Raw genomic sequence first — 25704 nt, 5'->3', positions numbered from 1 at the left:
TAATTTATGGAAAATAAATAAAAAGAACCAGATAAAATTGTGTTTTTTGTGCAAACGTTTGTATTTTTGTATTGTTGATTAAGATTTTTATGAAGCGAGCCACGATAATTGATATTGCAAAAGCATTGGGAGTGACTCCATCTACTGTTTCTCGAGCCTTATCCGGGAGCGTAAGGGTGAGTGTTGCCACACGCAAAAAAGTTGAGGAGAAAGCTGAGGAATTGGGGTACCAACCAAATGTCATGGCTTCCTCGCTTCGAAGAGGGAGAAGCGATACAATAGGTATGCTGGTTCCAAGAGTCAACAGGCATTTTTTTTCGCATGTGATCAGCGCCGTTGAACAGATTCTTAACCCTGCAGGTTATAATTTGCTTATATGTCAAAGCTATGAAAGATTGTATAACGAGAAATTAGCTTTACAGGCGCTTTTAAAAAACAGGGTTGCAGGTATCATAATGTCGCACTCAATGGAGACAGACAATTTTGATCATATTAAAAGTATTACCAACGAAAATATACCATTAATACAGTTTGACCGTGCTTCAGCCACCGTTGCCGGGCCACGAATAATAAATGATAATTTCTCCGGCGCCTATATGGCAGTGAAACATTTAATAAAAAGTGGATACAAAAGGATTGCACATTTAACCGGGGCGCTTTCGGTAAATGTATATAGTGAGAGATACAGAGGTTATAGATATGCTTTGGAGGAGGCCTCCTTGCCATTACTGGAAGAATACGTTTTGGAAGAAGCCATTACCAAGGAGACCGGTTTTGAAAGAACAAGACAATTACTTGAAACAACCGAAACAGACGCTATTTTTTGCGCAGGAGATTTCTCTGCTATTGGGGCTATTCAGGCAATTCAGTCATTGGGAATGAAAGTCCCTGATGATATCGGAGTTGTAGGATTTGCAAATGAGCCTTTTGCAGAACTTTTAACGCCAAAACTCACGACTGTTGAGCAAAATGCGTATGATGTTGGAAATAAAGCTGCACGGGCATTAATTGAAATAATTGAAAAAGGATCTCTGATTACGGACGAGGAAATTATTCCGGTTAGATTATTAGTAAGAGAGTCTTCGATTAAGTTTTAATATTTAAGGATCTATCCTATTATAAAAGTGGTTGAATATTAATAGTTATTAGATATTGAATTTTATGAAACAGTTTTTAATAGTAATTGCTCTATCTTCAATAATTGTCGGTTGTCATTCAACCTCCATTATCTCCGAAGTTGATTATGGATGGTCTAAAACATCGGTTAATGCAGCAATATTTAGAAAGAATTCATTGGTATCCAACGATAAATTTCAGTATATTTCATTCTATGATAGTATTGGTAATGTAGTACTTGGAAGGCGAAAACATGGTAAAGATGCCTGGCGCCTCCATACAACCCAGTACCAGGGGAATGTTTGGGATGCTCATAATGTGATTAGCATAATGGTTGATGGTGATGGATATCTTCATGTTTCCTGGGATCATCATGACGGGCCATTGAATTATGCCAGGTCCATAGAACCAGGGGGAATTGAGCTTGGCCCCAGATTATCAATGACAAATATTCAGGAAGACCGGGGGGTTACATACCCTGAGTTTTATGCTCTCCCGGATGGTGGGATGTACTTCGTCTACAGATATGGAGCATCCGGTGCAGGCAACATGGTGCTTAACAGATATCACCTTGATGAGAAACGATGGGAGCGTATTCATAATAACCTGATAAGTGGAGAGGGCAAGCGTAATGCATATTGGCAAATGGCTGTTGACAATGAGGGTGATATTCATTTATCTTATGTGTGGAGAGATACTTGGGATGTTTCAACAAATCACAATCTATGTTATGCCAAATCATCAGATGGAGGCAGAACCTGGAAAACATCAACCGGCAAAAAGTTGCCGGTTCCTATTACCTACGACACCTCCGAGATAGCAATGAAGATTCCTCAAAATAGTAACTTAATCAATCAAACGTCCATGACTACTGATGCCAACGGGAATCCTGCCATAGCTAGTTACTGGACAGCGGAAGGAGAGTCGGTTACTCAGTTTTTTATTGTCTATCATGATGGAACGGAATGGCATTCATCTCAAGCCACCAATAGAAAAACACCATTTTCTCTTGCTGGCGGTGGAACACGAAGAATTCCCATCAGCCGTCCGCAGTTATTGTCAAGTGTGGAAGGAGATGAAACTTTTTTTTATCTCATATACAGAGATGCCGAAGTAGATGATCGCGTGGTTATTTCTTCAGCATCAACAGGAGAAGGAATGCAATGGAAAAGTAAGGTTATTGATGAACTCGATGTGGCTCAATGGGAGCCATCCTATGATACAGAATTGTGGCGCAATAAAGGGATTCTTAGTTTGTATGTGCAAAAAGTTGGGCAGGGAGAGGGAGGAGAAAGAGCCGTCGAAATGGCTCCGCAAATGGTCAAAGTATTTCAATTGAGTTCATCTCAATTAAAAACATTTTTTAGATAACTGATTTACAAATTATAAAAGGAGAAAATTATGGATTGGGAATTAAGGTATGCGGCACATCCTGCCGATGCAAAGAATTATGATACTGAAAGAATCCGAAAGGATTTTTTGGTAGAGGAGTTGTTCAAATCCGGAAAAGTTAAAATGGTTTATACCATGTACGATCGTTTGATCGTTGGTGGATCAATGCCAACTGTAGCAGGAAGCAAACTTGAGCCTTTTGAAGAGTTGAAGGCAGAATATTTTCTGCAAAGACGCGAACTTGGTATTATTAACGTAGGTGGCCCTGCAATTATTAAAGCCGATGGAGAAGAATATAAGCTTGGGTATAAGGAAGCTTTATACTTGGGTAGCGGGAATAAAGAAGTAATTCTTGCTTCCGAAAGTGATGCAAAACCGGCTAAGCTTTATATGAATTCGGCTCCGGCACATAAGCAATTTCCAAATAAGAAAGTGACTCTTGCCGATGCTGAAGTTGTTGTGTTGGGAAGTTTGGAAACTTCAAATCACCGGCAAATTAACAAGCTCCTGGTTAACAGTGTTGTGGAAACCTGTCAGCTTCAAATGGGTATGACCGAATTAAAAACTGGTAGTGTATGGAATACCATGCCACCACATACTCATAACCGTAGGATGGAAGCTTATTTCTATTTTGAGGTGCCTGATGAGCAGGTAGTTTGTCATTTTATGGGACAACCAACTGAAACACGCCACATTTGGATGAAGAATGAACAAGCCGTGATATCTCCATCCTGGAGTATTCATAGTGCTGCGGGAACTGCAAATTATACATTCATATGGGGTATGGGTGGTGAGAATCTTGATTATGGAGACATGGATACGCGCAAACCTCAAGAATTAAGATAGTGATGGTAACAGATTACTGGCAAAGGTATGATGATGCTGAAGTAACCGAGATAGCACCCGGCATTGAAAGACGCATTATTAAAACAGAAAAACTGATGCTTGTGGTGGTCGATTTCTATGATGGGCCAACAAAAGCAGCTGATCCGTTCCACAGTCATTATCACGAACAAGTATCCTTTGTCGCCGAAGGAGAATTGTATCTTTTTGCGGGAAAAAATGAACCTGTTCATTTGAAAAAAGGAGATATGTTTGCCATGCAACCTGATGTACCTCACACAATTCAGAGGCTGACAGAGCATGTAAGAATAGTGGATTGTTTTACGCCTTTACGGGAAGATTTTATAACTGAATAAATTGAGAAAAATGATAAACGAATTATTTGACTTGTCAGGCAAAGTTGCTCTGATAACCGGTGGTACTCACGGAATTGGAATGGCCATTGGAAAGGTACTTGGAAAAGCAGGTGCTAAAGTATGTGTAAATGACTTGTCTGCTGAAAAGCTTCAGGAATGCAAAGCAGAATATGCAAAGGATGGGATTGATGTTTACACTTTGGTGTTTGATGTTACCAATGAAGCTGATGTGGATAAAGGAATTTCTCAAATTGAGAAAGATCTTGGCAATGTCGATATACTTGTAAATAATGCCGGAATCATCAAACGCATTCCTATTCTTGAAATGCCATTGAATGATTTCAAGCAGGTGATTGATGTGGATCTTGTTGCTCCTTTGATCGTTGCCAAGCGAGTGGCTCCTAAGATGATTGAAAAGCGTTCTGGAAAAATCATCAATATGTGTTCCATGATGAGTATTTATGGACGCAACAGTGTGTCAGCCTATGCTTCGGCAAAGGGCGGATTGAAATTGCTTACTGCCAATATGACTTGTGAGTGGGCCAAGTATAACCTGCAAATCAACGGCATTGGCCCGGGTTATATTGCTACTGCTCAAACAGCGCCAATTCGTGAAGGCGGACATCCATTTAACGATCTGGTAATGACGAGAACCCCTGCTGCACGTTGGGGAGAGCCGGAGGATGTTGCTAATGCAGCTCTGTTTCTAGCGTCAAAAGCCAGTGATTTTGTAAATGGTCATGTGCTTTATGTTGATGGTGGTATTCTTGCTAATTTTGGATATGTGAAGGGTGAAAATGATATTTAATCAGTAACGAACCTTAAAACATATATTGATTATGAAGTTTAGAAATTTGATTTCCGTTGTTTTGATTGCCGTTTTGATGGCGTCATGTGGTGCCCCCGGAGTTCCAGCTTTCGAGGTCACTAATCCATTTAATGAACCTGTACCAGGTAAAGCAGTTGTTTTACCCCGTGCGGTTGTTCAACAATTTGTTTTAGATGAAATGATTGGACCCATTGATGTGGTTGTAGTCAATCAAAATGGGGATGTTATGGCATCACAAACTGATGACATCAACGGTGATGGAAACTGGGATGAATTGGTGTTTCTTGCTGATTTTGGGCCGAACGAAACTCAAAAATTCCGTTTTGAGGCTGTAAATCCCACAGATATGCCCGAATTCACAAAACGTACCAACATACGTTTTGCAAGGAAAGATCCCCCCCATGAGCCTGCTTATGATGCTCTGAGATTGAAATCTACTGATAGTCCAACAATCTCAGCAATTTTTCAAATGGAAGGGCCCGGCTGGGAAAACGATTTAGTGGGTTTCCGTAATTATTTCGATGCGCGAAATGGCATAGATATCTTCGGAAAAACTACTACAGAGATGATCCTCGACATTGCCGGAATAGATGGACAGAATTATCACGTAATGGACGACTGGGGAATGGATAACCTGATTGTAGGTAATTCATTGGGAGCCGGAGCCATTGCGATTGGCATTGATGGCGAAGTTTATCGCGTGGGCCCTGCTGAAAAAGCTGGTTTTCGACTTGTTACAGAAGGTCCTGTACGTTCTATTATTGATCTTACTTTTGAAGGGGTGCCAGTGGGTGACCGGAAATATGACCTGGTTCACAGAATTTCAATTTATGCCGGCGACCATTTTTACAGAGCAAAGGTTTGGGTAGATAATTTACAAGGTGATGAAATTCTGTATACAGGGATTGTAGACATGCATGAGTTGGAACTTTTCCAATCCGAATCTGCCGGTTTTACTGTTTTTGGAAGCCATGGCAACCAGGGATATGATGGCGAGATCCTTGGCCTTGGAATCTTAATTCCAACGGAGCAGTTTAAGCATCAGCGTTCGGCACCGGAAAGTGGTGACGGGGTTATTCGTACATTCCTGACAGCCATTGAGCTTGAGCCCGGCATTGCAGCAGAATATGCCTTTTTCTCTGGATGGGAATATCAGGATACCGGTTTTGCCCGTGAAATTTACTTTCGGGAAATGCTGAATAAAGCAGCTTATAAGCTAGATGACTCTGCCTGGTTACTGCCATAGACGAGTACGTTGTTTATTGTTTAAGTGGTTAATTACCCTTTGGTTTGCATTTGCAAACCAAAGGGTTTTTTTCTGTTGTTGATTTCTTCACTATGTGGCATATGATATAGCTTTTTAGAACTATCTTTGTTCAAAAGACCATTTAATGTTTGTTTATTTAGGAAAACCCTTAAATAATTGGACTAGGAGATGAAACGAGTACCGAGACTTCGGGAGTAAATTAAAAACCAAATTATAATCAGATGAAATTCTATTGTTTTATTTTAGTTGCTGCTTTCGTTTTTAGCGGATGTTTTTATTCCGGTGGAAAAGATGAACAGCATTCAACGGGAACAATGGCCGAAGCTCCCGATATGCATACTTCACAAATTGCATTAGACTGGGATGGTGTATATTTTGGTGTTTTGCCCTGTGCCAGTTGTGAAGGGACTGAAACGACCCTGGAAATTCATGCTGATCACACTTTTGGCTTAAGCAGAACTTATCTTGGAAAAGATGTCGAACCTTTTTTAAGTCACGGAACCTTTGAGTGGGACTCTTCAGGGTCTAAAATTATAATCGACGAAGGCAATGATTTCACAACTATCTATTTTGTCGGTGAAGGTTTTCTTTTGCAGCTGGATATGGACGGTCAACGCATAGATGGTTCATTGGCCGATAAATATAGACTGATTAAACAAGCCGAGTAAAATTCATCGAGATGGGGCACTATCACCATACTAAAGAGAAGAAAGATCCCGGAGTACGTAAGCGGTTAAAGGTTGCCTTCGTATTAAATTTCTCATTTACCATCATCGAGTTTATTGGGGGTGTTTACACCAATTCAATGGCCATTATTTCCGACGCCATTCATGATTTGGGCGATACCGTGGCCATAGGCAGCGCCTTATGGCTCGAAAAGGTGGCCACAAAAAAGCGCGACAGCAAATATACCTATGGTTATAAACGCTTTTCTACTTTAGGAGCACTTCTTACCAGTCTTATTTTATTGGTGGGGAGTGTGATTATAATTTATGAAGCCATTCCCCGGCTTATTGCTCCACAACCCGTTTTGGCTATGGGCATGATGTGGTTGGCAGTTTTAGGTATAGTTTTTAATGGAATCGCAGTTTTGCGGCTTCGCGGAGGAAATGCTTCATTAAACAATCGTGCAGTTATGCTGCACCTCATGGAAGATGTGTTTGGTTGGTTTGCCATATTGATCGGAAGTATCATCATTAAATTAACCGGGTGGTATTGGATTGATCCGATTTTATCTTTGGTGGTTGCTGCTTATATTCTGTTTAATGTATTTAAAAACCTCAGAAGCATTCTGCGCGTCTTTTTACAATCGGTTCCCGATAATTTTGATGCTTCAAAACTTGAGTCGGAACTGTTGGCCATAAACGGTGTGACAGAGGTGCATGACATTCACACATGGACAATGGATGGCAATTATCATGTATTGAGTCTACATTTGGTGGTGGAGCATCACTCCACCATTGAGCAACTGATTCAGATACGAAGTATAGCAAATGCAAAGGTTAAAGATTTTGGAATCCATCATCCAACCATTGCATTAGAGTTTGAGAATGAAAAATGCGATATTTGCGAATAACAATATTCCGAAATTGATAGATGCAAAAAAAGCTGTCTCATCGAGACAGCTTTTAAATTTCTTCAGATCTTGTTAGTAGTTGCTTCTGCCACCGGATTCCCGGTTATATCCACCACCTCCACGACGGTCGTTACGGTTGTTTCCGTGTCCTCCACGATTCCCAAAGGAACGTTTTCTATCAGAATCTTTTCTCTCTTCTGATTTGTTCACAACGATGGCGCGACCTTCAACTTCGGAACCATTTAATTCGTCAATTGCTTTTTGTGCAGCTGCATCATCTGGCATTTCTACAAAGCCAAACCCTCTGCTTCTGCCTGAAAACTTGTCGGTAATGATTCTTGCTGAAGCCACCTCACCATAAGCTTCAAACAGCTCTTTTAATGCAGCCTCCTCCAAACGGAATGGCAAGCTGCCAACGAAAATGTTCATTATAAGATATTTAATTAATTAATACGTGATCTAAAGATATGGTTTTTTTATGAAAATGAACATACTACGAAAAACTATTTTCTTTTTTTTCGGTGAGCCAACCACCAAATAACGAATCCGCTAATGATTACTATTAACAATGTTATTCCTGCCAACGGTATGTAGAGTATATACCATGAACCTATCAGATGGTTAAAAATTCGGCCTGTATGTACTTCAAGTGCCAGATTCCAAAGTGAAAACGGCGTTGCATCTTTGATTCCAGCCGGCATAGAGGGAACTGAAACGGCATGTCCCGAAAGAACTTCCATTCCGCGACTGTATTCAACCAGGTATTCTGCCCTGTTGGTACGTATGTAGCCTGAAATAAGATTAGACGATATGGGAGGGCCCATTCGTGCTGTGGACATTACCGGACGCCTCGTAATCACGTTCTGTATCGTGTTGCTTTGCATGTCCCACTGAAAAAGTCCGGAAAACGAACCTACCAGCCATACCCCCGGGATTGCAGTGTATGGTTCTAAAACTGTACAGCCCATAATGCTCACGGGTGGTTGAGGGTGAATATAATTGGCAGATTCTGAGAAGTTCGCGTCGAAATGAAAAAATCCTTCCGAGGTAGACACAAGATATTTGTTGTTTAAATCGTCCCACGCAATTCGTCGCAATTTATCGTACCAGGGATTTGGATTATCGAGTTTTGAGAATGGTATTTTTGCTACCCGCGACTGTGCAATAGGAATGAGCAAAGGCGGACGTAAAAACATTCCCGTAATAGTTGTAAAGATCAGGAAAAATGCCAATATGTAGCCAATTTTATTGTGCCATTTAAGATTGGTTTTCATACCGGATTTTAGTGACTGTATGGAGCCGTTTTTTCTTTTTCTGCGCTTTACCCATTTTGGGAAGAGCCAGTGCAAAATCCCAGAAACTCCTAAAAATATCAAACCCAGTCCAAGTATATCCACCACTATTTTTCCCCATTCTCCAAACATCTCTCCGCTGTGAAGGGTCCAGAGGGTTCGGAAAAGTGACACCTTATTGTCATCGTCTGCATATTCGGGGAGAGTGATAATTTCAAAACTCTTCAGGTCATCAGTGATCAGCAGGTGCGATCGGGTGAGGATATGTATTTGATTTTGGCGTTCAATTAAGTCGGTAATTCTTTTCTCGCTTGTAGGGATTTCAATTTTGTCCCAGAATTCGCCGTTAAACAGGTACAGTCCGAACAGGGTGCCCGCTAACAAAATTCCATCATCGGTGTAGAGCATGGCTTCAACTTTTCTACTGTCTATCCCTTTTGGAAAACCATCATTTAAATCAATAAAATATTCCATTTTATTGTTGGTTAACCAAGCTCCAATGTTGCCATACACTACCATATCACTGGTTGTTAAATGGACTGCTCCCTTTATTGAAGCGAGGTTCCAGTTGGTCAGTCTGTAATCTGGAGGTAAATAGCTCCTGTTTATATCAACCGATGAAAACCAGTCTCTGTGATTCAGAATAATTCCCGATGTTGCAAAAAATAGAATGAAAATGGTGATGACGATACCGGGCCATTTGTGATATTTTCTCATGGTCTTTAACCATCTTGATTTTGTTGTTTTCGATTTTGTAGGTTCCATCGGGGTGTTTTTACAGTTCACTACAAAAATAGTAATCCATCATTAAAAGACAAGAATGTCTTTTAATAAATTCAAAAACTTTGTCGTCAAGAGGAAATCTTGTTCGAAATCGCTATGAAGATATTCCTTTTCATCCTCTCTCTCTTCAAAATTAAAACTATGCATCACAATTATTAATAAGTGGATTAAATGGTTAACTTTGCATCACTTTAGGATTTACGAGAATGATGTTACAAGCACCAAAAATTTACCAGGTAAAAATCACCCTGAATGGCATAGAGCCAACCGTTTGGCGGGAATTGAGAATTCCTTCAGATCTGTTTCTTCACGATTTTCATAAGGTTATTCAGACTACTATGGGATGGGAGAACGGCCACTTGCACCAGTTTATGAAAAATGGCCGTATTTTTGGTTTCGCAGATGATGAACCGGAAAGCAGGTCTGATAAGTTCATGGATTATACCAGCATACGTGTCATGGATATCCTGAAAAAAGATGGTGAAACTATTCGTTATCTGTACGATTTTGGTGATTACTGGATGCATGAAATTATTTTGGAGGCGATTTTGGAACCCGATGCCGATGTTTATTACCCAATCTGTATTGACGGAGCCAGAAATTGTCCGCCCGAAGATTGCGGAGGTCCTCCCGGATATCAGGAGATGATGAAGATTTTTAACCATCCTGGTCATCCCGACAGGGAGATGTTGTTGGAGTGGCTTGATGAAGAGTGGGAACCGGAAGAATTCGATCGGGAATTGGTCAATGATTTATTAATGGATGATGATTTTGGCTGTTTGCCGGGAATGGAATAATCCTCAGTCAATACAATATAAAAAAAGCTGTAAGCATATCGCATACAGCTTTTTTATTGATATTCTGTTGATGCTATTTCACTATTTCAAGAAGCTCTACTTCAAAAATAAGAGTTTCGTTTGGACCGATTCTGTCACCCGCACCATTTTCACCATAGGCAAGATATGATGGAACATACAGCCTCCATTTTGATCCCACAGGCATCATTTGTAAAGCTTCAGTCCAGCCTGCAATTACTTGTCTTACTCCGAAAACAATAGGTTCTCCACGCTCTACAGAACTGTCAAATACTTTCCCATTGACAAGAGTCCCGTGGTAATGGCATTTAATTCGGTCGGATGCCTGCGGAATGGGGCCATCGCCATCACGAATAATCTCAAACTGCAAGCCGCTGTTGGTGACGGAAACCTCAGGTCTTTTGGCATTTTCTTCAAGGAATGCTTTACCGGATTCACTATCCGGATACATTCCTTTTTCGGCCATTTCTCGTCTCTTATTTTCTCTGTCGCTGTTTAGTCTATTAATTAAACTCTGTAAATATACCTCTGCTGTGATGTCATCAAAATATGAAAATTCGTAAGCTAGTTCATTTATAAACGCTGTACGAAAAATTTCTTCGTTAAAACCATCAAAAATTGATGATAATCTTTCATTGAAGGCTTTTTTCACAGCTAAATCGCTAAATAGTCTAGCCATTTCTTTATAATCAATCCCTTCAAAAGCTAAAGGGGCGATTTGATCTTTAAAGTGGTTTGCTTCTCTAAAGCCCAAAGCATAACTTGCACTGTCTATCGAATTTTTCATTTCAACTCTGCCTGATCCGGGTACTCTCCGGTTGCAGCCGGAGGAAAGTATAATCATGGCTGATACAAAAGTAAAAAAGGCTAATCGTTTCATGGTAAAACTTATAAGGTTAGACATATTGTTATTTTTCGATTCCAATTAACTCTACTTCAAAAATCAGAGTTGTATCAGGCCCTATTGCTCCGCCTGCACCCCGACTCCCGTATGCAAGTGAAGATGGTACATACAATCGCCATTTTGAACCCTCTTTCATCATTTGAAGTGCTTCAACCCATCCCTGGATTACTCCATTAACCGGGAACACAGCAGGTTCACCACGTTGAATACTGCTATCAAACACGGTTCCGTCAATCAATGTTCCATGGTAATGACATTTTACCTGATCGGTAGCTGAAGGGGTTTTTCCATCTCCATCCTGCACCACTTCATATTGCAATCCGCTTTTTAGAGTGATTACCCCTTCTCGTTTGGCATTCTCAACAAGAAAGGCTTCACCTGCTTGTTTGTTGGCTTTCTGTTTTTCAGCTTCCAAAGCTGAAAAATGAGCATTTAGTACCTGGTTAGCTTCGTTTCCGTCCATTGCTGCATTCTTCTTTTCCATAACGGCTCTAAATCCGCTCAGAAAATCATCATAATTAACAGTTTCCATCCCATTTGACGAGAGATTGTGGGCAATGTTCATACCCAAAGCATAACTTACTTTATCCATTTTAATTTGTTTTGTGTGAATTTCAAAATCAGCGAAAGATACAATATTTTTTTGATTCTGATTTTTATGGCTTTGTAGCCCTCAGCATTTCACGTTTGCCCGGAGGTCCGGCCAAACGTTCAACTTCAAAACCTGCCGACTGCATATTTCTCCGCACAACTCCTTTTGCACAATAGGTAGTTAAAATCCCTTTTGTGTCCATCATCTTCCAAATTTTCGAGAACAGATCTTTTGTCCACAGCTCAGGCTGTATATCTGGGGCAAAGGCGTCAAAATATACGAGGTTGTATAAAACATCAGACTCAAATGAATGAATATCCTCCTCTGTTTTCTTTATAATAAATGCATCAGAAATGGACGTGCAAATGTTCCATGGTGCTGAATGAAGTTGACGAAAAAGAGGTTTTGCCATTGATGAATTCAACAGATCAGGGTAGTTTACCGATTCTGTAATTTTGTCATCAACAGGATGTTTTTCCACGGCATGATAAACGATGGTTTGGCTCGTTTGGTTCACAATGGTTAACAGAGCATTTAGACCGGTTCCAAATCCCATTTCCAGAATATGAACGGGATTTGAGTGACAATTATTTAGCCCGGCACCGATATAGACATGCATGGATTCGGTTATGGCTCCATTTATAGAATGATAGTGTTCGTTCAGATCAGGTCTGTATAATGTAGAACTGCCGTCCGATGTAGTTTTTATTTCAATGTTCATGATTTATTGAAGCTGAATATATTGATCAGGATTTATTTCTGAATATTCTTCGTATTATTATTTGCTGTCGCAACCGTGAAGGTATTAAAAATACCTGTTTATGATCTGCTGGTTTCGGAATTTTATATGGTTTGTTTCTCATAGCATTTATAAACCATAATGGAAGTACAATCCCTTTTAACACCGATGTCAGAGATATAGTCCACCAAATTCCATACAACTCAAGTGACGTGTATGTAATTACCAGCCATGCGGCTGGTAATCTTAGTCCCGTAAATAGAATCCCAATCAATGATGGAGGCAGGGTGCGTCCCAAGCCGTTAAAAGCCCCCCTGGTAGTGATTTCTGTAATCATAAACAATTGCGAAACGGCAAGAATGAAGAGGTATGTTGCCCCTAGTTTTTGTGCACGTGGGTCATCCAGAAAAACTGAGAATATTGATTTCCCCATGAAGAGAAACAGAGCTGTAACCATAAGACCAAGAACGGTTCCAATGATCATGGTGAGGATGTATCCTTTTTTTATGCGATCCCATTTATTGGCACCAAAATTTTGTCCTGTAAAACTGCCAAGAGCAGTTGCAAATCCGGATGAGGTCATCCATGAGATGGCCTCAATTTGACCTCCAATGCTTTGAACAGCTATGGCTACTGATCCGTAACCGGCAACCATTCTTGCAATGATCATCGCAAAAAATGCAAAAAGGGCGCTTTCGGAGGCTACAGGAATTCCGAGTTTGAAAATGCGTTTGGAAATTTGGCGGTTTAATCTGAAATGGGAGAGGTTCAGTTTTATCATCTCCTGTACAATAACAAAGCGGTATACGAAAATAACAAAAACCAACCCCTGAGAAATGAATGTTGCCCATGCTGCTCCTTTCACACCCATTTCCGGGAAGAACCATAAGCCGAAGATTAAAACCGGATCAAGAATGAGGTTTAGTATCACCCCTGATGTCATGTACCAAAAAGGTGCTTTACTGTTCCCCATTCCGTTATAAATTCCAGCGAATGTGGGATTTACAAAGGTGAAGATAAACCCGAGGGAGACAATCCTTAAATAAGTTGCTCCCTGCTCGTTAACCGATAGCGATGGAATTCCAAAAAAATGGATCAATTCTGAAGCAAACAACCAGGTACCAAAGGCATAGACAAGCGTGATGATAATTGCCCAGAATAATGAATGTCGGATGAACTGTAATGCTGTGCCGGTCTCTTTTCTTCCCAGGGATTGTGAAACGCCTATTTCAGCACCAATTCGGGTAATAAGGAGCACGGAAAAGCCAAACCAGATGTAAAATCCTGCTGCTCCAACGGCAGCAACGGCATCTTCACCAACTCGTCCTAACCATAGTAGATCAGTAAGATTGTAAGTCATCTGCATAAATGATGACCCAATGGTTGGAACTGCCAACCTGAAAAGGTGCGGCAAAATAGCTCCTTTTGTTAAATCTGCTATGCGATTGTTCATTTGAGTGCAAAGTTAACAAAAAGAGAGTGTGAAAAACCTGATGTTTTTAATCAGTAAGTCAGGTTAAAAACTAATATCATAAAAATTTTTTCCCTCAAGTATTGCTTCCTTTGTAATCATATCTGTGAGGGGGTGGCTGATAAGTTTCTCCAGTATCTCGTAGCTCACCGTAGCCGCGTAGCAACCTGTAAGCGTTACCCTGTGTACCTGATCGACGGTTTTAAAGCTGGTTCCCAGTACTTTGGTGGGCATTTTATAGTCGGTGATACTTTTTACAATATTTTGTATTACTTCGATTCCATGTGATGAGATATTATCGAACCTGCTGATTAATGGTGCTACAAAATTGACACCAGCACGAGCTGCTGCTATTGCTTGCAAATGGGTGTAGACTGCAGTTGCTGTTACCTTTATCCCTTTTCTTTTAAGCAGAGGGATGGCTCTGTATCCTTCTTTGGTTACCGGAATGGTGGCGTAAAAATTCACGCTCTCACCCATGTATTCACGATACTTTACAGCTTCATCCAACATGCGTTCGGCATTGTTGCTTATGAGATGTACATGCAACATTTTATCTCCGATCAGCGATGCTATATCAGGAAGTAATTTCGAGATAGGACGTTTTTCGTTAGCGATGGACGCAGGGGAGGTGGTGACACCTTCCAAAGGAAAGTAGTCAAAAAGTTTTTCCAATTCCTCAATGTTGGCACTGTCGGCTAAAAAGATCATAGATTGGATATTTGATTCATTTTAATAAATGCTTTTTCGTAGAACTAAAATACAATGTTTTTTCTTTTTGTAAACAGTTTAAGAAGAATCTTGTTTTAGTTTTATATCTCGATATGATGCCGAATTTTCTACAGAAATTAGGATAAATCATTGATGATTCAATAGTTATTGATGTTTTATAGGGTTAAACTATATGACGTTAACCTGTTAATTCTTAAAATTAAGATTATATTTGTTCATTAATATTTGAATCTAAAAGTTTAATAATAGGAGCTATTTTTAAATCTAATCATTAGTTAATCTTTAAGCATGGGATTAAAAGACCAACCGCAATATCGAAAGTTATATGAGAGTTTAAGGAAGCAAATAGTAGATGGTTTCTATAAGGAAGGAGATCTGTTACCATCTGAAAATGACCTTTGTATTTTGCATAATCTTACCCGCCCTACTGTTCGAAAATCTCTTGATATGCTCTTACATGAGGGGTTTATTAAGAAGCATCAGGGGTTGGGAAGTGTAGTTCATAAGCTACCTAAAGGTATTGGAATTTTATCTGTTACAGGTACAACTACAGCAATTGGTGGTCATCGTCTTATTACTAAAGCCATTGTAAAGCCTAGGGTTCAGCATTGGCCAGATAAGTTTCCATTTGTGCTAAGTGAACATGAGCAACATGTTGGGTGCATCTACTTTGAGAGATTGCGCTTATTAAATGATACCCCAGTTTTTTATGAGTTTACATATCTTCCTAATATAAATCTGCCAAGATTTACATCCCGAAATCTTGATAATAAATCACTGTTTGATCTACTAAGGCAAAGCTATAATATTGAAATAAAGGGAGGTGAGCAATTTATAAAGGCCATCAGCGTTGAAGATGAGAATGTGTGTCAATATCTTCATGTCGAAAAAGGTCATCCGGTATTACATATGAAAAGAAAGTTGGATACCAACCGAATCGGTTTTGCCTTTTATTCAATGTTATATTGCAATACAGATGAGTATAATATTTACGGGATATTCTAAGTAAGTAATTTGTTTATTCTGGGTTGTAAATACCAAATTCCTACGGGGAAAACAATAATCAGAATGAATTCAGTAATGAATTCATCAAATTCGACATTTTTGTTGAGTTCACTACTCTTGATGACTTTAGCTGCAAAAAAGAAGCAATAGAATTTACTGATGATTAGGGTAAACTGAATAGGCATAATAATCCAAAGTGCAGAAAAAAGTACGTTTGCCATCGAGAACTTTCCCATACTCAGTATTGAAGCTCCCCATATCCAATATCCCAGAATGATTATAATAACTAATACCGGGATTATTATTAGAGATTTAAACAGACGATTGTTAAAAAAGTCGTTTAAGTTATGTCTCTTGTGAAGTTTTGAGCCTACAGCCCAGAGCCATAAATAAAAGAATAGTTGGGAAACAACGATTGAGCCAGGTATAGAGAAAAAGTGATAAGACGTACTTATATAATAGGATGGAACAACAAATCCTGAAATCAAAATAAAAAAAGGAATAATAAATGTGGCAATGAATATATGCCACGCCTTTGCTTTCAAAATGAAACTCATACTTGTTTTAATGTAATAATGTAACTAATTATTGGATTTCTGATGACAACCGTTGGTTTAGACAACATAAAATGAGTCAGTTTATGGTTGCAATGGGAATGGTTATATCTGCTTCTAACGCAGAAACAGAGCTTCTGGTTACATTTTGCAATCAAAAAAAACGATAGTTTTGGCTTTTTGTTAATAACATTATCTCGTTTTATGATAACGAACGTTTTAACCGTAATCCATAAGCGACTACTATTATAAAACAAACCATTGGTTGATAAAAAGCCATGTGTATACAGCACATATACTTAGGGATTACTGAAAAACTCTTATATGATTAATAATGTGTGATATATCCTTGTTTTCAGTCAATAAAGTGTAAGCTTTTTTAATATAACTATAGAATTTACGTGCATTGAAAAAGCTAGAAATAATGGAAACTTCCGCCTTTGAAAAATGCCGTTAAGAATAACAATGTGACAGGCGTAAAAATATGCGTTGTTTGAGCGTAGCGAGTTCGCAGATTTTAGCCTGGCACATTGTTATTTAGGCAATTTTTCAGCAGCGGCGGCATTTTTTGCTTACTTTTTTTTGCTGTTGTGGAGCGAAGCGGATCACGCAATACCTTTAAAAGATTAACACAAAATGAGTAAAAAAAGTAAGAGCCCGTCCGGCTTGAGGACAAAAGAATTATTATTTTGGTCTGTTGACTTTTTCAGCAGACCCTACTTATAAGATGTAATGACAATTAAGTTAACAGATCGTTAGGCTTATATATTTTTAGATTATAGATGCAGAGCCCTATGAAGTCCCGCCCAGTGAAATTAGATAAACGAATGTTGAAGATATAGAGTGACTTATGTGTTTAGTTGATAGATTTGTATCCATGTGTAAATCAGCAAAACAAAAAAGTTTTACGAACCATTATTATGCGATTCAAAAAAATAATAAAATCATTTGATGATTAATTCAGGAATGGAGAGACCTTTTATGGATTTTTGGGTTAAGAAATTTTTGTTGTATTTTGGTAATGTTTTTGTGCTGCCACATCTATTGTTTACTTTTACCAATAATTATAAATTTAGCTATATTGACAGATATGAAAAAAGCAGAAATACACACCTCCAAAGGTGTAATGAAAGTTGAGTTTTACCATACAGATGCCCCGGAAACCGTAGCAAACTTTATTAAACTTGCTGAAGAAGGATTCTATAATGGATTAACGTTTCATAGAGTGATTCCTGATTTTGTTATCCAAGGTGGATGTCCGCTCAGTAAAGAGCCCGGTAATCCCCGTGTTGGTACCGGTGGTCCGGGATACCAAATTCCATGCGAATTGGATGGTGAGAATCAGTACCATGATCGTGGAGTTTTAAGCATGGCTCATGCGGGAAGGGATACAGGCGGATCTCAATTCTTTATTTGTCACAGCCGTAATAACACAGCACATTTAGACCGAAATCATACCTGCTTTGGTAAAGTGTACGAAGGTTTGGAAATTATTGACCAGGTTAGGGCTGGCGATCGCATTGAAAAAATCGAGATTGTTGAATCTTAAAAGTTTAAATAATGAATTTTGAAATCAGTGGTAGTCTTATAGTAAAAGAAGATACAGTAGATATAACTTCTAGTTTTAAGAAGAGGGAGTTTGTAATTGAGGTAATAAATGAAAGAAATCAGGATTGGAATGATTTTATCAAATTCCAATTAACTCAGGATAAATGCGGCTTGTTGGACTCTTATAATTTGGGAGATAACATTAAAGTTGGATTCAATTTACGAGGTAGGAAGTGGGAAAAAGACGGGAAGGTAAATTATTTTACCAATCTTGAGGCGTGGCGTATTGATATCGTTTCTGATGGGCAGCTTGCAGAACCTCAGGCACCACCTCCGTTTGCTGAAACTGATATTCCACCGGCTGAACCAAAAGATGACCTGCCTTTTTAATACTTAAAATATTTACATATTTTAAGCACTTGTCATTTTATCTGGTATTCATTCGGATATTCATATTGATGGTTGAGTAACCCTGCATTTCAGATGGGGTTACTCTTCTTTCTTTTGGCTCCATCAGTCTTTTGCGGAACGTGAATCGATAGGTCTGATCTGACAGAAGGTGTATGGAAAAGTTTCCATCATCATCACTTTCCAGAGATGCTACTGGAGCCCCATCTTGTCTTGTAATGTTGATCATTACTCCGCCTTCATAAGAACCGGTCGATTCATTAATGATGGATCCTTTAATCATAGAGAATTCCAGAGGTTTTACTAGCCGAAACGCATAAAGATTGTCATTTTGATTGTTCTCATTTCGGTTGGATGCAAAATAGCCACTGTCACCTTCATTTGTGAAGACTATAGTGAAGTCATCGTAGGGACTATTAATGCCCGGTCCGACATTATATGGTTCAGAAAAACCTGTTCCTTCAGGTAATGCTACGAAAATATCCAGACCGCCCAGTCCCGGCAATCCGTCTGATGAGAAGAATAATCGTCCATTCTTGTCTACATATGGAAATACCTCATTGCCAGGAGTGTTGATGTGAGGTCCCAAATTGACTGGCTGTGAAAGAAATCCGCCTCTTCGTTCGCTGTAATAAATGTCCATTCCACCATAGCCTCCGGGCATATCGGAGGCAAAATAGAGCCGTTGGTCGTCAGGCGAGATGGCAGGATGGGCAATAGAGTATCCTTTCATTTTAAGCGGCAATGTTTGAAGAGCTTTACCCCATTCATCATCACGATGTCTGGCAATAAGGATATCCAGTTCGTTTCGCCCCTCGGGTGTAGATTCAGAATTTCTTGTGATGTACATGGTTCGGCCATCAGCCGAAAAGCTTACAGGCCCGTCGTTAAGATTGGATTTGATTGAAGGAAGAAAAAGCTCAGATCTTCCAAAGGATGTTAAATCTTTTATTGGTGCTGCATACAAGTCAAAAAACGGAAGGTTATTTCTTGTATCCCTTCTGCGTATAAATGATCGTCCGGGACGGTTTGATGAAAAAACGAGCAAGTCGTTCCAGATTGCCGGGCCAAAATCTGAATACTGGCTGTTGATGCCATTTAAAGTTATTATTTCAAATCTGCCAGAATCGGCATGGATGGCCTGAAGATATTGCTCTGGATGTAAGCCTCTCATTGGCAGCCTGGTGCGGTTTAGTTCATGAAATCTCGCTAAATACTTATCCGATTCCTCGTATCTTTTTAGGATACGAAGTGTTTGGCCTAAATGGTAATAGGTTTCGGCTTCAACATCCGGGAAATCTATGGCTTTTAAATACCATTCTGCAGCGTAAACCGGCATGTTTAAATGGCGGTAACAATCGGCAATTCTTCTGGTTACATAAAACAAAGCTTCACCTCTTTCTTCAAGTCTTAAATAACGGTCGAGCGCCCTGTTAAAATCAAAATTATTGTACAACTGATCAGCTCTTTGCAGTTGCCTGCTTTGAGAGGTTGCATAACCTGAAATGCCAAGGAACAATATGATTAATAAATATTTAAACATTCTAGAAATATCTTGGGTTTTGCACTTGTTCTTTTCTGAAATCAAACTCAAAGATAATCATTGCTTCATGGGTATTGCCAAAGTGGGATGAAACTCCGCCAAAATTTGTGTCAAATGCGTATCCCAAGCCTAATTGCTGTGTTACTTGATATCTAACCATACCTCCAATTACATTGTCGGTACGGTAAAGCAGTCCAACCCAAAAAAGGTCTCTGATTAATAAATTTACATTTAAATCAAGGTTAAAAGGTGCTGATTCTGTTGCACGTAACATGAAAGATGGCCGTAAAACCAGTTCATTGTTAAGGGGATAGGCATAACCAGCCATGAGCAAATATAACCTGTTTTCTCTGGAGATGAAAGTTGACTCATTGGAATCGGTTTCACTCATACTGTTTTCAATTAACCGGGGTGCAGCCAGCCCAACGTAATATCTGTGATTATAAACGTGCACTCCAAAACCAAAATTGGGCAGGAACTTACTATCGGTATAACCATCTGTAATATCTATGTCATTGGCATACCTGCTTAAGTCTTTTTGATAAAAACTAAATCCTCCTTTAAGCCCCAAAGACATCCGGGTTTGGTCCGTAAGATATATCTGATAAGAATAATCCAGCCACGCATTGGTGTTTTTGATTGGTCCTATCTGGTCGTGTATGATTGAGAATCCGGTTCCAAAATTCCTTGAAACCACCGGTGTGTGCATTGAAAAAGTATGGGTTGAAGGTGCATCTTCAAAACCTACCCATTGGTACCTTGACATGGCCATGGCTGTTAATACGCCATTGGTTCCTGCATACGCAGGATTTAATATCAGCGGATTAAACATGTATTGTGTCAGCATAGGATCATGCTGGCTTTTGATGTTGCTCGTAAGAAGCAACATCAGAAAAAGTAATCCGGAAAATATTTGGCTGAACTTTAATTCCATTATATTTTATCTTTTTATATAAATGCTTCCTTTAAACACTTTTCCGTTTAAATCCAGAATATAGTAATAAACGCCTTCCGGAAGTTCCCGATTTCCGATTACATTGCCGGAGGCTCGACCATCCCATCTGTTTTTAAATGGGTTCTCGTGGAAAACTAAGCCGCCCCAGCGATTATAAATAAAGATTTCTCCGGGCTTTCCTGCCTCTTCGAGTTCCTCAAGACCATGGATGCTCCAATACTTGTTTCTTTCGTCATTAGGAGAGAAGGCCGCTGGGACTCTTAGGTTGTCAGGAATACCGTCTCCTGATTGATCAGTTGGCAAAATGGTAATGGCAACGTATGAATCTGCGCATGCATTATGCGGATCGCAATTGCGATAGTAAATGGTATCATTCCGGAAGAATGATCCAGCAAATGCAGTATAGGTAAAGGTTCCATCGGCAGACAATGTTGCTTCTCCGTATGGCGTTACAGAATCAGAAATGAGAAAAACGGTCATCTCTTCTCCTTCAGGTTCAAAATCGTTCTCCAACACATTGATGGTGGCCGTTGCGCCGTCAAAAATGCTAATTGAATTGGGTTGTGGACGTGGTGCATCGTTAACCGGATGTATGGTAAAGAAAACGGTAGCTTCATCGCATAATACCGGCATGCCATCGTCACAGATTCTATAGGTGAACTGATCTGTTCCAAAGTAATCCGGATCAGGTGTATAAATAACGGTTCCGTTTCCATCTATTATGTCAACAACTCCGTTTTGGGGTTGGGTTATGATAATCAGTGATGCCGGATCAATATTATCATTTGGGTCTGTGTCGTTGTCCAGAGGGTTAAAGGTTACCTGGGTATCTTCATCCAGTTCGATATAGACGTCAGATGCCACCGGGGGTTCATTTCCGGCAATGATATCCAGGGTTACGGTGGCTTCTCCGCATGCACCCTCAGTATCACAAACTGAATAAACAAAAGAGTCGCTCCCAATATATCCTGCTTCCGGCAGGAAAAATATGGTTCCATCACTGTTGATGGTTATGTTTCCATGTTGCGGCTGAACAACAATGGTTACTGTGGAAGGGTCAATGTTGTCATCAGGATCGATGTCGTTTTCCAGAACATTTAGTATCATTCCTCCTTCGCGAACCGGACCAAAATGGTTATCCTGAGGCTCTGGTGGTGAATTTACCCAGGTAATGGTAAGGTAAACAGTTGCTTCGTCCCAGAGTCCTTCAGGATCAGTAAGACGGTAAATAAACTGATCGGTTCCGAAATAGCCCGGGTTTGGTGTGTATATAATCCCACGTGGACTTGAATTTACTTCTGCTGTTCCATATTGAGGAGCGACAGAGATGGATAGAGTCAGTTCATCTATGGTATTGTCTACATCATAATCGTTGCTCAGCACATCCACTAAGGTGGATGTGTTTTGATCCAGCGTCGCTTCATTATCATTGGCCACAGGCGGATCATTTACCGGATTGATGGTAATGGTTACTTTAGCTTCATCACAATAATTGGTCTCATCACAAACACGGTAATAAAAACTATCCAGCCCAAAATAATTCTCATCAGGTATGTATGTAACAGTACCGTCAGGGTTTGGAGTCGCTTGCCCATGCAATGGCTCAATGGTAATGGTTACTGTGGTAGGGTCAATGTTATCCTGAGGATCTGTATCATTAAAGAGAACATCAATTACTACCGTTTCATCTTCATCAATTGTTATTTCAACATCGTTGGCCGTTGGAGCCTGATCGGAAACCTGAATTGTAACGGTTGCAATGTTGCTTTGCAGATCAGTAAGATCAGATATTCTGAACTGGAATGAATCATCACCGGCGAATCCGTTGTCAGGAGTGTAAATCAGGGTTCCTTCCTCAGTACCCGGTGTCAGATTTCCATGATTGGGAGCTGTAGTAATTTCAATTGTTTCAAAATCAATGTCGTCATCGGGGTCAGACACCAATTCAAAAATTGGAATCGTAACGGCAACGTTCTCTTTGGTAGTATACCATCCATTAACAGCAACAGGCGGATCGGGAACCGGATGAATTGTTATATCCACTCGTGCCTCATTGCTTATCAGGTTAGCCAGATTTCTAACCGTGTAAGTAAAAAAGTCAGTTCCGTTATAGTTAGGATTTGGAGTGTAACGCACAATTCCATTTCCGAGATAAGTTGCCGTTCCATGCTGTGGTTGTATGACTATAACTACTGTTTGCGGGTTGATAAACGGATCAATGTCATTGGCCAGGATGTTTATTTCCACACTGGTATCTTCATCCAGCTCGGCATAATCATCTACAGCAAGAGGAGAAAGACGGGCTACCTCGATAAAAATTTTTGCCGTACTGCATTCAGGTGGCAACGGATATCCTAAATCGCAGATTTCGTAAATGGCTGTATCCCTTCCAAAAAAACCAAATCTGGGCGTAAAGTTTATGGTGTTATTATCCAGAATCGTTATCATACCGTTTTCGGGTTGCTGGATAATGCGGAGAGAGCTCGGGTCAATTCCTCCGTATGGATAATCGGCATCGTCATTGTCGTTTGCCAGCACATCAATATTAACAGGAGTGTTTTCTGCTGTATAGAGATAATTGTTATTGGCTACGGGCGGGTCATTTACCGGTGTAACTTCAATGTTCAGGGTGCTTTCTGCTGTGTCTTTTCCATCAGAAATGGTGTAATAAATTGTAGGGAGCGTTCCCCAATAGTTTAGTTTTGGCATGTAAACAAAACTACCATCTTGGTTGATTCTAATTGTTCCTTCGTTAAAAGTAATGGTGGTATTTACATTATAAGTTGTTCCGCTTATTCTGAAACTAACAACATTTATAGGATCACCATCGGCATCAGTAGCATCTGAAAGCAGGCCACTTTCTTGAGATACAGATAACTCTGTGTCCTCGGCAATGGTTTTGCTATGGGGCATTGCTACCGGAGGACTGTTTTGTATATCGGGTGTAAATTGGACAGTGTTATCGCTCAGATCAGTATCAAACTGATCCAGAGATGTAATGGTTGCAATATTTGTGTATTCATCTAAGATTCCGGATGGAGGAAGAATGGTGGCAGAGTAAAAGAGTTCTATATGATTGCCATAGGCAATATCTAAGTTACTCCAGATGATTTGGTTTTCGTTTAAGACTCCCCCATGGGAGATATTAGAGATGTTGTTATAGCCTGCAGGAACAACATCACGCACATCAACGCCTGTGGCGTTGTGTGGACCCTGATTTGTAATAGTTATTGAAAAAATTACTTCATCATATACAAACGGCATGCTTTTATCAATATCTTTGCTAATAGCCAGTTCACTTTGTCGGGCAGGAGCCGCAATAGAAACCTCGTTGTCTTCTGGGTTTGGATCGAACTGATTAGATTCAGCTTTCGCAATGTTTGTATACTGTATCCCAGTGCCTGGTTCTTTTACGAGGACAGTTATAGTGAGTGAAATTGTTTCACCAACCAGCACTTCGTTTGTTAACCATTTTCCTGTAGCCGGATTATATGCACCTTTGGTAGATTCGTTGGTGATGTGGTCAAAGCCATTTGGCAGAATGTCGGTTACTTCAACTTCAGTGGCTTTGTCCGGGCCATTATTGGTAACAGTCAGGGTGAAAATAATTTCATCACCAACAAAAGGTTCAGTATTGTCAACCGTTTTTGTTAAGGTTAAATCAGCAATGTTAGCTGAAACTGTTTCATAATCTGAAAACTCATAGGAATTTCCATTAAACTCAAAAGTAGCTTTGGCTGTATTGGTAAAATAGCTTCTATCCAGATCATCAGACGTAATGGTGTATGAAGTCTGGAATTGATTATTCGTTCCGGGATTTATAGAGGCAATGTTGCTGCTCAGTCCGGTATCTTCATCTTCTACTGTAATGTTTTCAAGTGTTACATTTCCTGAATTTGTAACAGTTATAATATACTCTATTACATCACCAATTTCACTGAATATTTTTGGAGTTGCTGTTTTTACAACCGTTAATTGGGGAGTTTGAGTTGCATTAACGGTTATATTATCACTAATAACTGTAGATCCATATTCGGCATTAACTTCATTATGAACCGAACCAGCATTAATATGAGTTTGATTTACAGTAAAGGTTCTCGTAAATTCAGTGCTTGTGCCCGGATTAATGGTTACGGTTTCATTTAACCCTGTTAATTGATCGGTTATATTGACATTTTCAACAATTAGGTTCCCTGTGTTCGAAACAATTGTTTTAAAAATAATATCTTCACCTACTGCTGAATATGTTGAAGAGGGACTTATGTTTTCAATTGAAATTTGTAACTCAGTTATCTGATCGATATTTTTTTCATGTGAATCATTAGCAGTCACTTCAACTTCATTCCATTTCTCTGCTGTTACTGTTGCAGTATTGGATATGGAACCGTTCTCAATGTCATTTTGAGTGATGGTATATGTTTTGTTTCCAACATTAATATGGTTTCCGGGAGCTATGGATGAAGCCAGAGTTTCTTCAAGGTTGAGCATTTCATCCTTTAAAACAATGTTTGAAAGTGTAACATTGCCGGTGTTTGTGATTACAAAGCTATAGGTTATAATATCACCGGCGTAATGCATGTTGTTTTCTGTAACATCGCTATATGTGCCTGTTTTTTCAAGGGTTATTGATGCGTTGTAATGAGGGGTGATGCCTACTTGGGAATTGTTATTATTTTCATTCGAATCGAATTCATTACCATTTATCGATGCTGAGTTTAAATATTCATCAGTAGTTCCTGTTGGTTCGTTCACTGTTGCAGTAATGTTCAGAACCTGAGATGCACCATTTGCCATAGTTCCAATGTTCCAGATCACATTATTACCAGTAACAGTAGTTGTTCCTCCGCTATTGTCACTTACATAGGTGTATCCCGAAGGCAAATTGTCGGTAACGACTACGTTTGTGGCATCACTTGGCCCCCCATTTGTTACAGTGATTGTGAACACCACGTTTGATCCCACGTTTGGAGTTCCTTCATTTACG

General features: G+C 39.7%; 23 protein-coding genes. 12 read left to right on the top strand and 11 right to left on the bottom strand.

Annotated features, from left to right (window positions below):
* Positions 1-89: 89 nt before the first annotated feature.
* From B5X70_RS08580 to B5X70_RS08545, 8 genes are all read left to right on the top strand, one after another.
* Positions 90-1097, top strand: a complete 1008-nt coding sequence (locus B5X70_RS08580) for a LacI family DNA-binding transcriptional regulator (protein ID WP_079557493.1) — start codon at positions 90-92, stop codon at positions 1095-1097.
* A gap of 64 nt (positions 1098-1161) precedes the next feature.
* The gene (locus B5X70_RS08575; RefSeq protein ID WP_079557492.1) at positions 1162-2487 is read left to right on the top strand and encodes a BNR repeat-containing protein; all 1326 of its coding nucleotides are present in this window, start codon (positions 1162-1164) and stop codon (positions 2485-2487) included.
* Positions 2488-2517: 30 nt separating this feature from the next.
* Entirely contained in the window at positions 2518-3354 is an 837-nt protein-coding gene (gene kduI, locus B5X70_RS08570) for a 5-dehydro-4-deoxy-D-glucuronate isomerase (protein ID WP_079557491.1), read from the top strand.
* A gap of 2 nt (positions 3355-3356) precedes the next feature.
* A complete protein-coding gene (locus B5X70_RS08565) occupies positions 3357-3707 on the top strand; it encodes a cupin domain-containing protein (RefSeq protein WP_079557490.1) in 351 nt (116 codons plus the stop codon).
* A gap of 10 nt (positions 3708-3717) precedes the next feature.
* A complete protein-coding gene (locus tag B5X70_RS08560) occupies positions 3718-4515 on the top strand; it encodes a gluconate 5-dehydrogenase (protein ID WP_079557489.1) in 798 nt (265 codons plus the stop codon).
* Positions 4516-4546: 31 nt separating this feature from the next.
* On the top strand, positions 4547-5782 hold the full coding sequence (locus B5X70_RS08555) for a DUF4861 domain-containing protein (RefSeq protein ID WP_088328512.1): 1236 nt from the start codon (positions 4547-4549) through the stop codon (positions 5780-5782).
* 242 nt (positions 5783-6024) lie between these two features.
* Positions 6025-6471, top strand: coding sequence for a copper resistance protein NlpE (locus tag B5X70_RS08550; protein ID WP_088328510.1), 447 nt, complete (start codon positions 6025-6027; stop codon positions 6469-6471).
* 11 nt (positions 6472-6482) lie between these two features.
* A complete protein-coding gene (locus B5X70_RS08545) occupies positions 6483-7379 on the top strand; it encodes a cation diffusion facilitator family transporter (RefSeq protein ID WP_079557488.1) in 897 nt (298 codons plus the stop codon).
* Between the two features lie 72 nt (positions 7380-7451).
* On the opposite strand, the gene B5X70_RS08540 is transcribed toward B5X70_RS08545, so the two are convergent.
* Positions 7452-7808 (bottom strand): RNA recognition motif domain-containing protein, encoded by a 357-nt coding sequence (locus B5X70_RS08540; RefSeq protein WP_079557487.1) that lies wholly within the window; start codon positions 7806-7808, stop codon positions 7452-7454.
* A 74-nt stretch (positions 7809-7882) separates the two neighbouring features.
* A complete protein-coding gene (locus tag B5X70_RS08535) occupies positions 7883-9436 on the bottom strand; it encodes a PepSY domain-containing protein (protein WP_079557486.1) in 1554 nt (517 codons plus the stop codon).
* A gap of 224 nt (positions 9437-9660) precedes the next feature.
* Between B5X70_RS08535 and B5X70_RS08530 the strand changes: the two genes are divergently transcribed.
* The gene (locus tag B5X70_RS08530) at positions 9661-10251 is read left to right on the top strand and encodes a plasmid pRiA4b ORF-3 family protein (protein ID WP_079557485.1); all 591 of its coding nucleotides are present in this window, start codon (positions 9661-9663) and stop codon (positions 10249-10251) included.
* A gap of 73 nt (positions 10252-10324) precedes the next feature.
* Here B5X70_RS08530 and B5X70_RS18500 read toward each other — a convergent pair whose 3' ends face one another.
* The 5 genes from B5X70_RS18500 to B5X70_RS08505 all read right to left on the bottom strand — a co-directional run bounded on the left by B5X70_RS18500 (position 10325) and on the right by B5X70_RS08505 (position 14686).
* Entirely contained in the window at positions 10325-11149 is an 825-nt protein-coding gene (locus B5X70_RS18500; RefSeq protein WP_159450001.1) for an FKBP-type peptidyl-prolyl cis-trans isomerase, read from the bottom strand.
* A gap of 28 nt (positions 11150-11177) precedes the next feature.
* Positions 11178-11765, bottom strand: coding sequence for a BamJ family beta-barrel-assembly machinery protein (locus B5X70_RS08520; protein WP_079557484.1), 588 nt, complete (start codon positions 11763-11765; stop codon positions 11178-11180).
* A gap of 64 nt (positions 11766-11829) precedes the next feature.
* Positions 11830-12486, bottom strand: a complete 657-nt coding sequence (mnmD, locus tag B5X70_RS08515; RefSeq protein WP_079557483.1) for a tRNA (5-methylaminomethyl-2-thiouridine)(34)-methyltransferase MnmC2 — start codon at positions 12484-12486, stop codon at positions 11830-11832.
* A gap of 25 nt (positions 12487-12511) precedes the next feature.
* The gene (locus tag B5X70_RS08510; protein WP_079557482.1) at positions 12512-13957 is read right to left on the bottom strand and encodes an MATE family efflux transporter; all 1446 of its coding nucleotides are present in this window, start codon (positions 13955-13957) and stop codon (positions 12512-12514) included.
* Positions 13958-14020: 63 nt separating this feature from the next.
* Entirely contained in the window at positions 14021-14686 is a 666-nt protein-coding gene (locus B5X70_RS08505; protein ID WP_079557481.1) for a transaldolase family protein, read from the bottom strand.
* A gap of 309 nt (positions 14687-14995) precedes the next feature.
* Between B5X70_RS08505 and B5X70_RS08500 the strand changes: the two genes are divergently transcribed.
* Complete coding sequence (locus B5X70_RS08500; RefSeq protein ID WP_079557480.1) at positions 14996-15712, top strand: GntR family transcriptional regulator; 717 nt, start codon at positions 14996-14998, stop codon at positions 15710-15712.
* Here the strand turns inward: B5X70_RS08500 and B5X70_RS08495 are convergent.
* Positions 15709-16269 carry a hypothetical protein gene (locus tag B5X70_RS08495; protein WP_079557479.1) on the bottom strand — a complete coding sequence of 187 codons (561 nt, stop codon included), beginning with the start codon at positions 16267-16269 and terminating at the stop codon, positions 15709-15711. The genes B5X70_RS08500 and B5X70_RS08495 overlap by 4 nt on opposite strands.
* Positions 16270-17356: 1087 nt before the next feature.
* Here B5X70_RS08495 and B5X70_RS08490 point away from each other — a divergent pair.
* Positions 17357-17815: a peptidylprolyl isomerase gene (locus B5X70_RS08490; RefSeq protein ID WP_079557478.1), complete on the top strand. Its 459-nt coding sequence runs from the start codon at positions 17357-17359 to the stop codon at positions 17813-17815.
* A gap of 11 nt (positions 17816-17826) precedes the next feature.
* Positions 17827-18204: a DUF3127 domain-containing protein gene (locus tag B5X70_RS08485; protein ID WP_079557477.1), complete on the top strand. Its 378-nt coding sequence runs from the start codon at positions 17827-17829 to the stop codon at positions 18202-18204.
* A gap of 37 nt (positions 18205-18241) precedes the next feature.
* On the opposite strand, the gene B5X70_RS08480 is transcribed toward B5X70_RS08485, so the two are convergent.
* The 3 genes from B5X70_RS08480 to B5X70_RS08470 all read right to left on the bottom strand — a co-directional run.
* Positions 18242-19765: a PD40 domain-containing protein gene (locus B5X70_RS08480; RefSeq protein ID WP_079557476.1), complete on the bottom strand. Its 1524-nt coding sequence runs from the start codon at positions 19763-19765 to the stop codon at positions 18242-18244.
* Position 19766: 1 nt separating this feature from the next.
* Positions 19767-20699, bottom strand: a complete 933-nt coding sequence (locus tag B5X70_RS08475) for a PorP/SprF family type IX secretion system membrane protein (RefSeq protein ID WP_079557475.1) — start codon at positions 20697-20699, stop codon at positions 19767-19769.
* A gap of 6 nt (positions 20700-20705) precedes the next feature.
* The coding region (locus B5X70_RS08470) for an Ig-like domain-containing protein (RefSeq protein WP_143255049.1) at positions 20706-25704 on the bottom strand (4999 nt) is incomplete at its 5' end.

Source organism: Alkalitalea saponilacus, from assembly GCF_900168165.1.
Classification (GTDB): Bacteria; Bacteroidota; Bacteroidia; order Bacteroidales; family Marinilabiliaceae; genus Natronoflexus; species Natronoflexus saponilacus.
The sequence above is the reverse complement of the archived record's forward strand: the minus strand, read 5'-3'. Positions and strand labels throughout refer to the sequence as shown.